Source organism: Anabaena sp. UHCC 0204, from assembly GCF_009711975.1.
Lineage (GTDB): Bacteria > Cyanobacteriota > Cyanobacteriia > Cyanobacteriales > Nostocaceae > Dolichospermum.
Genome location: NZ_VIKW01000040.1, coordinates 1 through 12,907, shown reverse-complemented (window position 1 = coordinate 12,907; position 12,907 = coordinate 1). Strand labels below are relative to the sequence as shown.

Below are 12,907 nucleotides of genomic sequence, written 5' to 3'. Positions count from 1 at the left end.
AAAACTTGTTTAAAAAATCATTCTTTTACGGTGATGAAGTTTTTCCAGTATTCCATCATACTGATGAGAGAATTTATATGCTATTTAGGAGTAGAGACTCTTAACCAAAAGGAGTAATTATTTAAATCGTTGATGAGATTTTGACCAAATTTCTAGACTATAGCCCTGTTTTTTTTCTACCAATAATGCTAGAGATTGTTCATTAGTAAGTTGAGCGATCGCTATCAGATTTTTCTGGTTTTGACGAGTGAAATCACTGTAAATTACTTTACCATCCGCCGACAAAATCAGAGTCCGGGGACGTACTTGATCTTGTAATTGCTCTGAGTTATCATCCTCTAATTGATTCTGATTTAATGATGCGATCGCCATACCAGAAATAGTCAATACTATCTCTGGCTGATTATTATTAGTTAAATCAACTAACTGAACTGGCCAATCACCCATTTTTTTCTGCATCTCCTGTAAATTAGGAACAGCATCCCCAATAATCTCTCCTGACTCTTGTAAAGTCCGCCATATAATTGGTAATATTAACTCGACCAATTGCTGTTTTTGTTGATATAAATTATTCACTGATACCGGCGATGGTTCTACCCATTGCAATGCAGCCGCACTTAGAGCTAAAGGTTGAGGTTGGAAAGATTTAACTTTACTTTCCAAAACAGCATCACCGGACATTAACAGCCGCAAACCTTGATCCTGAACTTGCACAGCTTGAATAATTGCAGTCGTTGCTTCCTGTTTTCCTTCAGCATTCCAGACAATAATTTGCATATTTGGATCAGAACTAATACCTAAAACTTTTCTCCAAAATTGTCGAGGTTGATTTTTCAGTTTGTCAAAATTAGTAAACGGATAATATAACCAATTTGTACCATTCTGAAATGCACTAACTTCTACCTGATACCAAGCTTGATTATTAGCTATATTCAAATCAGTTTGCAGAGATATGGGCAACCAATCCCGTTGATTAATCTGATTAATTTGTTGTACAGTTCCCACAATCTGACTTGCATGAGAATTAGTAGTATCATCATCCAGTTGAGTTAATAAACCTTGAATATAGTTCAAAGTTTCCGAGTTAATATTTGGTTGGGCTTTTAACCAAGTATTAGTTCTTTCTTCCCCTCGTTGCACTTTGAAGATGAGTGCTACCCAAGCTAAAACCGCTCTCCGATTAGGATTTAGTCGCAAAGCTACAGAAACACGATTCCAAATTCTTCCTTTATCTGTTTGCAGTAAATTAGAAATTTCTTCATGAGCATAAGGCGATTTTTCCAATACCTGTAAAGCTTTTTCCCAACGACCATCAATAATATCTGCAATTATTTTTTGACTGGGACTAGCCCAATTTTTGTCTGCTTGAATTTTCGTTAATTCGGAATGTAACCGGATCACATCTATTTGCGCCTGTGCTGCCCAGGGGAAAGGCTGTTTCCGCTGTTTTTCTAAAGATTGTAACCAGGCAAAAGCAGGAGTCCATAATCCATTTCTGGCTAATAATACAGACTGTTGAAAACCAAATTCCGCAACTGCGGGTTTTCGGAAATTAATTGCTTCCAGATAAATAGAATTAGTAACTAACTGACCAGGTTGGACTTGATAAACTTGCAAATTTGGTTCTAAGCCCACAGTTTGATCAATAACTAACTCTTTTGTCTCATTACCTGTTATCTGTTGCCATTTGGGTAATTGCCCGTTACGGGTTTTCCAAAGTAACATCTGCTGTAAGGTCTTTAATGTAGGATTATAGTGGACAATTTGACCATAGGCGATCGCCTCATTGTTATTTTTGGATTCACCTTCTAAATAAAACCAAAACCCCGCTGAAAGGTTAGTATCTGTAACAGCTTTCACCTCAGTTAAAGGTAAACGCATCTTTGCTTCCTGATTTTCTGACGCTGAAATAAATTCAACTTTAGGGGATTCTACGAAAGATTTAGATAGACCAATCACAGGTAATTGGCTAATTAAATAGTAGTATTTTTCCAACTGAAATTTATATTCTAAATCCTGAGAACGTTTATAAATCCTTAGTTCTACCAATTCCCGACAATGAGATTGACAATTAGTGCGTTCTTGAAAAATTGGCATTAAAAAAGTATCTTCTGATTTCTCATCTAAGGGGAGGATTTCCCCAGATATGCGTTTTTCTTGACTCAAGCTGAGTTGAATCGCTGGGAGTGTTTCTGGTAATTCTTGCTTACCCGCTGATATTTCTGCCCATTTTGGTAAATATTTATTCAGCCAGTTAACTTGAGCCGGATTGAAGATAAACAGAATACTAATCCAGCCAAAGCCTAGAATTATACCGCTACTACTTAACAAAAGACTTAGCGCCAAACTAGATAATAACCAACTTCGCCATTGAGAATGTCTTGGCGTTTTTTTACCACTCTTTTCCTTCATACCTTGGGGAGGCTGATTAATTCTCGTGGCTTTTGTCTTGAGTTTACGCGGTTTATTGGTCATCTGACTATAACTAGCACTGGAAATTTTAGAACTTGTCTAAAGTTGTCAAGTTTAAATTTTGACAAACTTAGTCCAATTTTGCCAGTGTAATCGGGTAAAACTTAAACCTTCCTCAAAATACGTAAGTAGTCGTGCCAAATAAATTGTATATTTGGGCAAGGGAACAGGGAATAGATAAGGAATACAGAGATTTTTGTTTGTACTAGGGACTTCCAAATAAAAAAACACTCAAACCCTTATTCCTCTGAGCCTCTGCGGACGCACGCTACGCTAACGTTAATCTGGATAATTTATTTCTTGGAAGTCTCCTAAAAATATCGCCGTTGTGTACTAGATGTAATTCTACTCCTAGTGGTCTGTCAAGCGATCGCATCAAAACACCTGAAGCTACTACTTAAGCTGTAGCAAGTTTAGAAAAATTTTAGCAAGCCTTAAATAAGCAATAAAAAAGGTTTGGCTAACAACCAAACCTTGACTTAAATCCAGTGCATAACAACATCCCGAATTAATTTAACCTGGATGATATATTTTTAGCATCTTCCTTTAGTATGTATGCAAATATCCTCAAACCTGATAAGAAATCTTGTCCATAGCCAAAAATAAAGGACGGGTTTTATCCCGTCCGCAATCATAGCTTGAAAGTGGTAATACACCTTTAAATCTCAAAAAATATCATGAATAAGATTGAATAGGTTGTCAGGAGAACAAATGCAGTCAACAACAAGAACTTTGACTTAGTTCTTGCCTTTTGTGGCTACTATTATTCATCCATGCAATTTTTAAAATCTATCATAGATATTTTGATTTGTAATGCCAAAATGCCGAATAGTAATTATTAAAATGGCGTTGCTGAATTAGGGTATGAAATTCAAAAATCAATGATTTCAAACTCTTACTCTCTGTAGACTCTGCGCCTCTGCGTGAAACAAAACCATACTCTTAATCAGCAACACTATTAAAATTTACCTATAGCGGTTATCGGTCGGATGAAATACAATCGAGGGCGGGGAAACCCCACCCCTACAGGTTTTGCGATTTAATGACTGTATCTCGCTCAAGTGCATACCGCTATATCATCTCCTTGATAAGATAAATCCAGAAAATTTGCTAACTTGTAAACTATTCGCGCACCCACATTACCATCCCATTCACCATTACCAACTTCGCAGACATCAAAACCAATAATTTTCTTACCACTATTTACCAATTCTCGGAATAGACAATAAACTTGTTCTAATTCCAGTCCACCGGGAACAGGAGTACCTGTACTGGGGCAAAGTTTAGGATCTAAACCATCAATATCGAAGCTAATATAAACCTGTTCTGGTAAATGATTGATAATTTCTCGACATAAATCAATCCAAGTTTTCCCAGCATATAGCTGTTGTTTAATAGCTGCATCATAATAACCAATAATCCGCTCATCAGATTGATTAATTATTTGTACTTCATCATGACAAATATCCCGCACACCTACCTGTACCAACTTAGAAATTTGGGGGATTTTCATGGCATTAAACATAATAGAAGCATGGGAAAATTCAAATTCCTCATAGGCATTTCGTAAATCAGCATGGGCATCAATATGTAAAATTCCCCAGTTATCATATTGAGTAGCTAAAGCTTGGAAATAACCTAATGGTGAACTGTGATCACCACCAATAACAGCAACTCGTTTCCCATGATTCATTGCTGCTTGCGACTGGGTAAATAACCATTGATTTACCTGTTCTCCCGCTTGGTTAATTGCAGCTAGTATGGGGGTTAAATCAGGGGAATCTGTGAGAGGTTGACCTTGGGCTTGACGTTCAATAATTTTAGCTGCTTGTTGACGATAATAGTTATTTTTTTCGATCATATCTTGGGGAATTTCTACCATGAAAATTCCCTGTTTCCAACCATCAGGATGATCAAAATCAAATAAATCTATTTGCCGTGAAGCATTTAAAATTTGCTGTGGTCCGTTAGCTGTTCCTGCACCATAGGAAACAGTAACTTCCCAAGGTATAGGAAAGATGATTAAATTAGCAGAATCGTAGTTATCAGGTAATCCCAGGAAATTACCATTTATTTCGGCTACGCTGTTGGGATTATAGTTTTCAAAGGAGTTGTTCATATTGAAAATTAGTGATGATTAGGGTTTAATACTTAATTTTATCAGCATTTTTTTTTAATACCAAAAAATTTAAAAAAATGCTGATGAGAGTGATGCAGTGGATTAAACTTTTTGTAAGCAGAGCGATAATTGCATAGAAATTCGATCTAAGTGTTAGGTTATGTTATGTTATTTTATTCTCTCTTTGAGAATGAAATAGCCCTGCTATCTACACCAAATTGTAACGCTTGGGCATTTGGTTATGCTTTAATAGAGTATTGGACGCAATATCTAACGATTGAACAATTGCGAACCAGATTTAATTATTATCTTCAGCCGTGAAAAATTAGAGTATGTAAAGGCTGTAATAAATTAGACTAGACCCTCATTTAGATGATAGGCAATGTAACGGTGACGGTTGTACCATGATCAGATTCACTAATAATATTTAAACTGCCTCCATGTAAATCTACACATTTTTTTACAACCATCAAACCTAAACCTGTACCGGGAATATTGCGGACATTTTTACCACGATGAAATGGTTCAAATAATTGATTTTGATCATTTATAGAAATACCAATTCCTTGATCACAAATTTTAATTATTACTTCTTTTTCTTGAAAAATAAGATAAAAATCAACTTGAGTATTTTCCGGTGAATATTTAATAGCATTTGATAACAAATTTCCTAAAATAGAACGTAATAACTTTTCATCTAAATATGCTTGTTCCCTATTTCCTTTCCAAACGAAATTAATTATATGTTCAGAACCATCACTAAGTCTAATTTCTTCAACAAATTGACGACAAAACTTTTCTAAATCTAACTGTGTGGGATTAAATTCTAAATTACCTGTTTCTGCACGATTAATAGTTAAAATATCATCTAGTAGTTGTACCATATTTTTAATAGAATCTTGAATGCGGCGTAAATTGCGAGTTCTTTTTTGGTCATCTTGCCAAGCATGGGGAGAATTTTCTAGCAATTGAGCAGCAGCTAAAGCTGTACTTAGTGGGGTGCGAAATTCATGGGATGCCATTGAGAAAAAGCGAATTTTCATGGCACTTAATTCTTTTTCTTTTTCCAATGCTAATCGCACTTCTTCTAATCTTTTGCGTTCGGTGATATCACGAGAATTGACAACAATTCTTGTTAGTTCTGAATCATCAACAAATTTCTGACTAATAGCTTCTAAAGTCCGCCAAGAACCATCTTCATGACAATAGCGAAATTCTACAGGTAGGGGAACATCTGGATTTTTAATTGCATTGGTAATGTGATAGCAAGTTGTCACAAAATCATCAGGATGAATCGCCGCAAAGAAATTTTGATCAATCAAATTAGCAGATTGATAACCTAAAACTTTTTCTACCGATGGACTAATATATTGAATAGTGCCATCTGTATCGAGAATAGTAATAACATCAAGAGCATTTTCGATGAGTGAACGAAATCTTTCTTCACTCCGTCGCAAAGCCTTGCCAATTCTTTTCCTTTCAGTAATATCTGCGACAACTGCTACTATACCGCTAATTATTCCCATAGTATTGCGGAGAGGAGCAGCGGAGAAAACAATATCAATTAATGAACCATCTTTTTTATATCGGCTTACTTCCAAGCTCGGAGGTGTGATACCTTCAATCACATTTTGTTTAATCTTTTTATATTCTTCCAAATCTTCAGAAATGACCGGGTTAGGCTGATCTAATACTTCTATTTCTGTCCAACCAAACATCCTTTCTGCTGCTGGATTCCAGATTTTGACATTGTTGTTTAAATCTAGGGTAAAAATAGCACGAGGTGAGGCTGCAATGAGAGATTGGAGAGTTTGATTGGTGTGATTTAAAGCAACTTCGGTACGTTTGCGTTCAACAATTTCTGCTCGTAAAGAATTATTGGTTTTAGCTAATTCTTCTGTGCGTTGTTGGACTCGGTTTTCTAGTTCTATATTCAGTTCTTGTAGTTGTTCGTAGAGTTCTGACTGTTGAATTGCGATCGCAACTTGATTCGCTAATTGTACCATTAATTCAATTTCCCAAGGTTGCCATTCACGAATATCACTACATTGATGAGCAATCAACAAACCCCAAAGATAAGGTTGAGAATTAGTGGGAATATCTCGGATTTCTTGTAATATTGGGACTACTAATTTAGCTTTTACACCAAACTGTTTTACAAAATCTGCTAAACAAGATTCTACATCACTTTGATCTATATTGGTAACAGCGCGAATTTTTCCTTGAGTATAAGCATGATGATACTCTCTGGGAAATACTTCCTCTGGAAATGTTTCTCCAAGAATGCAAGGATAATTTTCTGATACAGTTTCCGTTATTGCACAACCAGTACCATCTTCCCAAATCCGATAAATTAGCACTCTGTCAGCTTGGAGAAACTGTTTTACCTCTGCTACTGTGGTGACTAGCACTTCATCTAAATTCAGGGATTTGCGAATTTGGTGAGCTATTTGGCTAACTAGACGTTCTCTTTCTGTTTGCTGTCGGAGAATCTTTTCTGCTCGTTTTCGTTGAGTTATTTGTCGTTGTAGCAGATAGTAAGTTATGAACAGGGTGATGATAAATAATCCAATTGCAACACCTAATGGATTGATCATGGGGAATGGTTTTAGGAATAGGATAACTTGGGATGCAATTTTTGAATATCATTCTGGAATTTGGAATGAACCAGAATCAGATGAGTAAATCCTGAGAGGACTACACTATCAGAAAAAAACAAATTCAGCCTGAAAATTTATTCTCAGGCTGTTATAAAAATTGATCTCAATTAACTTGAAATTACAAAGAAACCAGACCGTAATAGGACAGAATCACCACAAGAGTTCCAAGTGCTATCAGGCTAATTCCCGCGAACCAAGTAGCTGATGAAATTACTTGATAAACCTTGGGATAGGGATCTCGTTGCCATTTCCACCAATATACCAAAGGAGCTTTAGCTTTGAAATATCCCAGTTTCTCTAATTGCTGACGATGGTATTGATCATAGCGAGGAAATTGGCTAAAAGGTAAATCTCCTAGATGACGCTGAGAAATAATCCGCCGACGTTGATAGGGAACAGTATTATCACCAAAACTGGTTTGATACTCTTCGCTACTCAACAGGTCATCAATAAACCCTTGTAACCCCTTAGTACCTATGATAATTGACCAAGCAATTGTTTCTTGTTGATTGTAAACTTTCCGTCCCAGAACACGCTGTACACACATTTCTACAAATCGGTAATTGTTGTTTGTGTCATAGTTGCGTAAACGGAAAGTTTCAGACATTACCAATCCGCGAATAAAATCTCTAACAGTAATACTTTTGTGTTTTAACTGAGATTCTAAAGTCAATAAACGGTTACTAACAAGAATTTGTTGTTCGTTAAAAATCTGCCGATAAGCAGCCCAAATTAACTCATTCATTTCTACTGTAGAAGGAGTTCCTTCAGTAGTGTAAAGTTTGGGTTGTTCCTCTCCAGGAATTTCAAATCCTTTAACTCGTTGGTTTTGACTGGAGGGGGCGTAAGTTTTTAATGGAATAGTCATGGTGAGATTGTTTATTAAATAATAATGAACATTTGTAGAAAATTGATAATTTGTCAGGAGTCAGAAGTCAGGAGTCAGGAGTCAGAAATCCTATATCAAATATTTTGTATCCTGAATCCTGACGATAATTTAAAAACAGAAATTTAATCCTGTTCATCCTTTAATCGGTGGACATCCTGATTCTGACAATTATTTCAAAATCATCTGAATCCTTTCCTTAACAACTCTGTCCGATTCTTGCGTCATAGCTTGATAAAGGATAGTATTTATTTCCACAGTCGCAATTGCTCCCAAAGACACCGCAGCCGCATAACGCAACGCCCAATCTTCAGCATTTAACAAAGCCCAAGAAAGCTTATCAATTGCCTTTTGTCTTTTTTCAGAATCCGTAGTGGAAATTACCATCTTTTCCAAGCCTCTAGCTGCCACTCGACGCACATTTCCTTGGCAATGATTGGCAACTTCTACACCTACTACATCTACCAATAAATCTATTGCGAGATCATCACCAAGTTCAGCGAGAATGCTGATAATTCTTGCTTGTTCATTCTGATCTATGCAGGTGTGATAATCTGCAATTAGAGATTCTACTTTTGGGGAGGCAATTTGTTCTAATGTTGTGTTCATAATTGGTAAGGTTGTTTATTATTAAAGTTGGATTAATAGTTGATCAATTATTTGAAATAGGGTTTGAGTTGCTTGTTGTTTTTCTATTTCTGATATATCACTTTCTAATACTGTTTCTAAAATCCGTTTTATGTTTAATAGTTTGAGGCTATTACCAACTTTTGCTTTTACAATTGCTTCTGCTGCTTCTATATGACCAATTGCTCCTAAATCGAAAGCCGCAGCCCAGCGTAAATAGGGATTTTCGTGATTAAGATTTTGGATAATGCGTTCGAGATATTCCGGTTTTTGGGTGATGATATACAGGTAACGAGCCGCAGCACATTGGACTCTTTCCGAGTCATGTTTTAAAAATGGCTCAACAAGTGGACGCGCTTCTATTACCCCTAATTCTCCCAAAGCTTCTATTAAGGCTTCGTAGGGTTGGGGTGTACCAGATTGTAAAAGTTGTAATAGGGGAACAGCCGCAGTAGAATCGCCAATTTTTCCTAAAGCCTCAATGACAACTTCCCGAAATTGCTCATCTTCATCACAGTTTAGGGCATTTATGAGAGCGGGTACTGCTTCAATATTTTTGAGTTGTCCTAAAGCGCGAGCAACTTGACGACGTAAGGGATAGCCACCTTGAACTGTGCGATAACGCACGTCTTGGAGTTGATAACAAAGGGCTGCACAAGCTGACTGAATTTGATGTTTTCCCAACCACCAAGCAGCATAATATCTAATTTGATTATCCTCATTATCTAAGGATGTAATTGCCGTTTCAGGAGAGAGAATTGGTTCAGCAGGAGAAGTAGTAACAACCATAAATTGATAATTAGTAATTGATATAGCATTTCCTAAACTAAAGAGGTAAAAATTTATCTGCGTTCATCTGCGTTCATCCTCTTCCATCTGCGTTTAATTCTTACTTGAATGGAAATTACTATAATTGGTAATTGGTGATCATAAATTCTTTTCAATCACCAATCACCAACTACCTTTATACAGGTCTGACGCTGATAATTTTGCCGCCTTGTTTGTGAATTTGTTGATACTTCTGGGAAAGTTGATCAAAAGGTACATTGTACAACTGTCGGCTACGACGAATTGCTACTTTAGTACCAACTCCACCAGCGATAACTTCCATCACATACATCCGGTTGTCTCCGCGTGTGGGAGAAGTTTTTAATTGTCCAAAACCAATATCAGATATAAATCTGATAGATGTGGTGGGAGGAATGATCACATTAGGCAAATTCATTGCCAATTGTTGCCGTAACCGGGGGCTTTTTGTTCCAGCACTATCGCTGTTACCATTACCCCGATACAGTGTAAATAGGCGGTTGAATCCTACTTGTTTCATGCCATCAATTGACTTGAATCCCCGGAAGTAGGGAACTGTGGAATCACCAAAGGCATTATTATACTCTTGGCTATCAATATAAGAATCTATTTCTGCATCATAACCTTGAGCAGCATAGACATCCACATGATGAGCAATTTCTGACTGATCGTAGGGAGCGCGTCCTAACAAATGCTTATAATTCAGTTCAATGAAGCGAATTTGGGAATTGCTATAAAAGAAGCGATCTTTGTAAAATTCGGATTTTGCTAATGTTTGCACAAATTGGCGCACACTAATTTGTCCGTCTCTGAGCAATGCTTCTGCACTAGCAAAAGTTCCACCAATATAAACTCGTTCGCGTCCAAATATATGTTCGTAAGCAGATTTGAGGACTTGCTGTAATTCGTCTTCGCTGTAATTAGGGCGTAGTTCGATTTTTGTGTCTAAAACCGCACTGATGCCTAACCTCTGTTCCATTGAAAGGGTCATGCTTTTAACTCCTTATGATCAAATAAGGGGAAAAGAAAGTATTTTTCCCTTTCCCCTTACTCGTTTAACTTGTAAATTTTTAGCTCAATGCGTTGATAGCATAGTTGAGGTAAATATTTGCTTCTCCAGCTACGTCACCGGATAAGCCATTGTTGTCGCGGACAAATTCCAATGCGGCTACATACCAACTGGGGGATAAACCCAAAGCAGCATTAAATTCTTTTACGCCTGCAACTACATACTCATCTAATGGTCCTGTGCCACCAACCACACAGCAATAGCTGATGGTGCGGAGGTAATGGCTGATGTCACGAACACATTTGGATTTACCTTCTGGGGTAGAAGCGTATTGAGAACCCTGCATTTGGGTGGTGTAGGGGAATTTTTGGTAAACGTGGTTAGCCGCAGCTTCAGACCATTTTTGACCGTTTTGGTTGAAGGCTTTAGCAGCATTCAAGCCAGCTTGAGCGCGGCTCATGCGACCAAAGATAGCTTGCATTTCGGTGTTGCCTAAGTATGCGCCACGAGAGTCAGCAGCAGCAATAGCCTCGGTTAGAGGGGTCTTCATGGTTAAAATTCTCCGGGAAATGTATTATGGATGATCAGATGAAAATTCGATTCAAAATTAAGCAACTGCTGCTGCTGCACGATCAAAGTAACTAGCTACTTCAGACATTAAGCTGGTGCAATCACCACGAGTAATACCAGCGTTATTGTTAGCAATAGCGATCGCTGCATCTTTCATTTTGCCAATACCGGAAGCAACTGTAGCGCCAGGTGTTCCTAATGCTTGATAGGTTTCGCGCAAACCGTTCAAACAACGATCATCCATAGTGCTGGAATCTCCAGTAGCTACGGAATAGGTAACATAACGTAAAATGAAGCCTAAGTCACGAATACAAGCTGCTTGGTTACGGTGGTGGAAACAAGCGCCGCCAGGACCAAATACGTTGGGTTGTTCAGCTACCAATGCACGATAAGCATTAGCTGTGATTGCGGAAGCGTTGCTGGTCAAACGGTTAACAACATCTAAGCGTTTGTTGCCATCTGCAACAATAGCAGAAAGAGCATTAATTTGATCATCGGTCAAATATGCGCCTTGGCGATCGCTTTGTTCAACTACTCTAGAAAAAGCATCAAGCATCTTCAATTTCTCCTAAACTGTCAGGTTTTGCCTGGGTTATGGCGGCGGTGGCGTTTCTTTCACCTGCCTTTGTTAAGGAGATTAAGGGGTCAGGTGTAAATAAATAGGTAAGGAAATAGTAAATAAATCGGAAAGATTAGGATAAAAGCAAAAATTGTAACAATTCGCAATCAAGTTTGTAAAGAAGTATTGCAAATTTAAAAGAAGTATTTTGTGTTCACAGTGGGGAAAAGTTCTAATTTTTGCAGATTTTATGGCGGAAATACCTGAATTTATCCGCGAATAGATATAGCTATTTTCCTGTAAAGTAATTACTAAGTTTTAATTTCTATTCATCTACATCTAATGAGGATTCTTTTAGTTGAAGACGATATTCGTTTAGCAGAAACTTTAGCAGAAGCACTAAGCGACCAACTCTATATTGTTGATATTGCTGCCGACGGAGAAGTTGCTTGGGATTGTACTAAAGCCCTAAACTATGATTTACTGCTGTTAGATGTGATGCTACCAGAAATTGATGGTATTACTTTATGTCATCGGTGGCGATCGCACGGTTATCAAATGCCAATTTTGATGATAACAGCCTGTGATACAATCAGCAACAAGATTAATGGATTAGATGCTGGAGCAGATGACTACATCATTAAACCTGTTGACTTAGGTGAATTATTTGCGCGGATTCGGGCTTTATTACGTCGAGGTAATACAAACTCCACACCTATATTACAATGGGGAGATTTAAAACTTAACCCTAGCACCTACGAAGTCAGTTATAGAAATAATTTCCTCCATTTAACACCTAAAGAATACAGTCTTTTAGAATTACTATTGCGAAATGGTCGGCGAGTTCTCAGTCGCAGTGTGATTATTGAAAATCTGTGGACAAGCGAAACATCTCCCGACGAACATACTATTAAAGTTCATCTGAGAAGTGTCCGCCAAAAACTCAAAGCAGTTGGCGCACCTGAAGATTTTATTGAAACCATGCACGGTCTAGGATATCGTCTCAAATCTCCAGACCTTTTGCAAAGTTGTTGATTTCAAACCTGTCCTCAAAAGGCAATTTCCGGGGACTTGGTTTTTTGCTGTGGTTAGAAGTGGGATAATGGCTACTAATGCGATCGCTCCAGTACAGCAACATTTACAATAAATTTAGAGACGTTTGGTGAAAATGTCCCTACAAAAACCCATACAAACGACT

At 37.5% G+C, this 12,907-nt stretch carries 10 protein-coding genes; 1 reads left to right on the top strand and 9 read right to left on the bottom strand.

Annotated elements, in window-relative coordinates:
- Window positions 1–117: 117 nt before the first annotated feature.
- The 9 genes from FJR04_RS21930 to FJR04_RS21890 all read right to left on the bottom strand — a co-directional run bounded on the left by FJR04_RS21930 (window position 118) and on the right by FJR04_RS21890 (window position 11,706).
- Window positions 118–2,475: a hypothetical protein gene (locus FJR04_RS21930; RefSeq protein ID WP_168498777.1), complete on the bottom strand. Its 2,358-nt coding sequence runs from the start codon at window positions 2,473–2,475 to the stop codon at window positions 118–120.
- A 1,054-nt stretch (window positions 2,476–3,529) separates the two neighbouring features.
- On the bottom strand, window positions 3,530–4,591 hold the full coding sequence (locus FJR04_RS21925; protein ID WP_168498775.1) for an agmatinase family protein: 1,062 nt from the start codon (window positions 4,589–4,591) through the stop codon (window positions 3,530–3,532).
- Window positions 4,592–4,959: 368 nt separating this feature from the next.
- Window positions 4,960–7,188, bottom strand: coding sequence for a PAS domain S-box protein (locus FJR04_RS21920; RefSeq protein WP_168498773.1), 2,229 nt, complete (start codon window positions 7,186–7,188; stop codon window positions 4,960–4,962).
- A gap of 181 nt (window positions 7,189–7,369) precedes the next feature.
- The gene (locus tag FJR04_RS21915) at window positions 7,370–8,119 is read right to left on the bottom strand and encodes a phycobilisome rod-core linker polypeptide (RefSeq protein ID WP_168498771.1); all 750 of its coding nucleotides are present in this window, start codon (window positions 8,117–8,119) and stop codon (window positions 7,370–7,372) included.
- Window positions 8,120–8,308: 189 nt separating this feature from the next.
- Entirely contained in the window at window positions 8,309–8,746 is a 438-nt protein-coding gene (locus FJR04_RS21910) for a HEAT repeat domain-containing protein (protein WP_168498769.1), read from the bottom strand.
- A 21-nt stretch (window positions 8,747–8,767) separates the two neighbouring features.
- Window positions 8,768–9,553, bottom strand: a complete 786-nt coding sequence (locus tag FJR04_RS21905) for a HEAT repeat domain-containing protein (protein WP_168498767.1) — start codon at window positions 9,551–9,553, stop codon at window positions 8,768–8,770.
- A 175-nt stretch (window positions 9,554–9,728) separates the two neighbouring features.
- A complete protein-coding gene (locus FJR04_RS21900) occupies window positions 9,729–10,562 on the bottom strand; it encodes a phycobilisome linker polypeptide (RefSeq protein WP_168498765.1) in 834 nt (277 codons plus the stop codon).
- A gap of 79 nt (window positions 10,563–10,641) precedes the next feature.
- On the bottom strand, window positions 10,642–11,130 hold the full coding sequence (locus FJR04_RS21895; RefSeq protein WP_168498763.1) for a phycocyanin subunit alpha: 489 nt from the start codon (window positions 11,128–11,130) through the stop codon (window positions 10,642–10,644).
- Between the two features lie 57 nt (window positions 11,131–11,187).
- Window positions 11,188–11,706, bottom strand: coding sequence for a phycocyanin subunit beta (locus tag FJR04_RS21890; RefSeq protein WP_168498761.1), 519 nt, complete (start codon window positions 11,704–11,706; stop codon window positions 11,188–11,190).
- A gap of 345 nt (window positions 11,707–12,051) precedes the next feature.
- Between FJR04_RS21890 and FJR04_RS21885 the strand changes: the two genes are divergently transcribed.
- Window positions 12,052–12,744 (top strand): response regulator transcription factor, encoded by a 693-nt coding sequence (locus FJR04_RS21885; protein ID WP_168498759.1) that lies wholly within the window; start codon window positions 12,052–12,054, stop codon window positions 12,742–12,744.
- Window positions 12,745–12,907: the final 163 nt, after the last annotated feature.

Bases quoted from the DNA above. Each gene is read 5' to 3' on its own strand.
- FJR04_RS21890 (WP_168498761.1), bottom strand. From the start codon at position 11,706: ATGCTTGATGCTTTTTCTAGAGTAGTTGAACAAAGCGATCGCCAAGGC.
- FJR04_RS21895 (WP_168498763.1), bottom strand. From the start codon at position 11,130: ATGAAGACCCCTCTAACCGAGGCTATTGCTGCTGCTGACTCTCGTGGC.
- FJR04_RS21920 (WP_168498773.1), bottom strand. From the start codon at position 7,188: ATGATCAATCCATTAGGTGTTGCAATTGGATTATTTATCATCACCCTG.
- FJR04_RS21910 (WP_168498769.1), bottom strand. From the start codon at position 8,746: ATGAACACAACATTAGAACAAATTGCCTCCCCAAAAGTAGAATCTCTA.
- FJR04_RS21925 (WP_168498775.1), bottom strand. From the start codon at position 4,591: ATGAACAACTCCTTTGAAAACTATAATCCCAACAGCGTAGCCGAAATA.
- FJR04_RS21900 (WP_168498765.1), bottom strand. From the start codon at position 10,562: ATGACCCTTTCAATGGAACAGAGGTTAGGCATCAGTGCGGTTTTAGAC.
- FJR04_RS21885 (WP_168498759.1), top strand. From the start codon at position 12,052: ATGAGGATTCTTTTAGTTGAAGACGATATTCGTTTAGCAGAAACTTTA.
- FJR04_RS21915 (WP_168498771.1), bottom strand. From the start codon at position 8,119: ATGACTATTCCATTAAAAACTTACGCCCCCTCCAGTCAAAACCAACGA.
- FJR04_RS21930 (WP_168498777.1), bottom strand. From the start codon at position 2,475: ATGACCAATAAACCGCGTAAACTCAAGACAAAAGCCACGAGAATTAAT.
- FJR04_RS21905 (WP_168498767.1), bottom strand. From the start codon at position 9,553: ATGGTTGTTACTACTTCTCCTGCTGAACCAATTCTCTCTCCTGAAACG.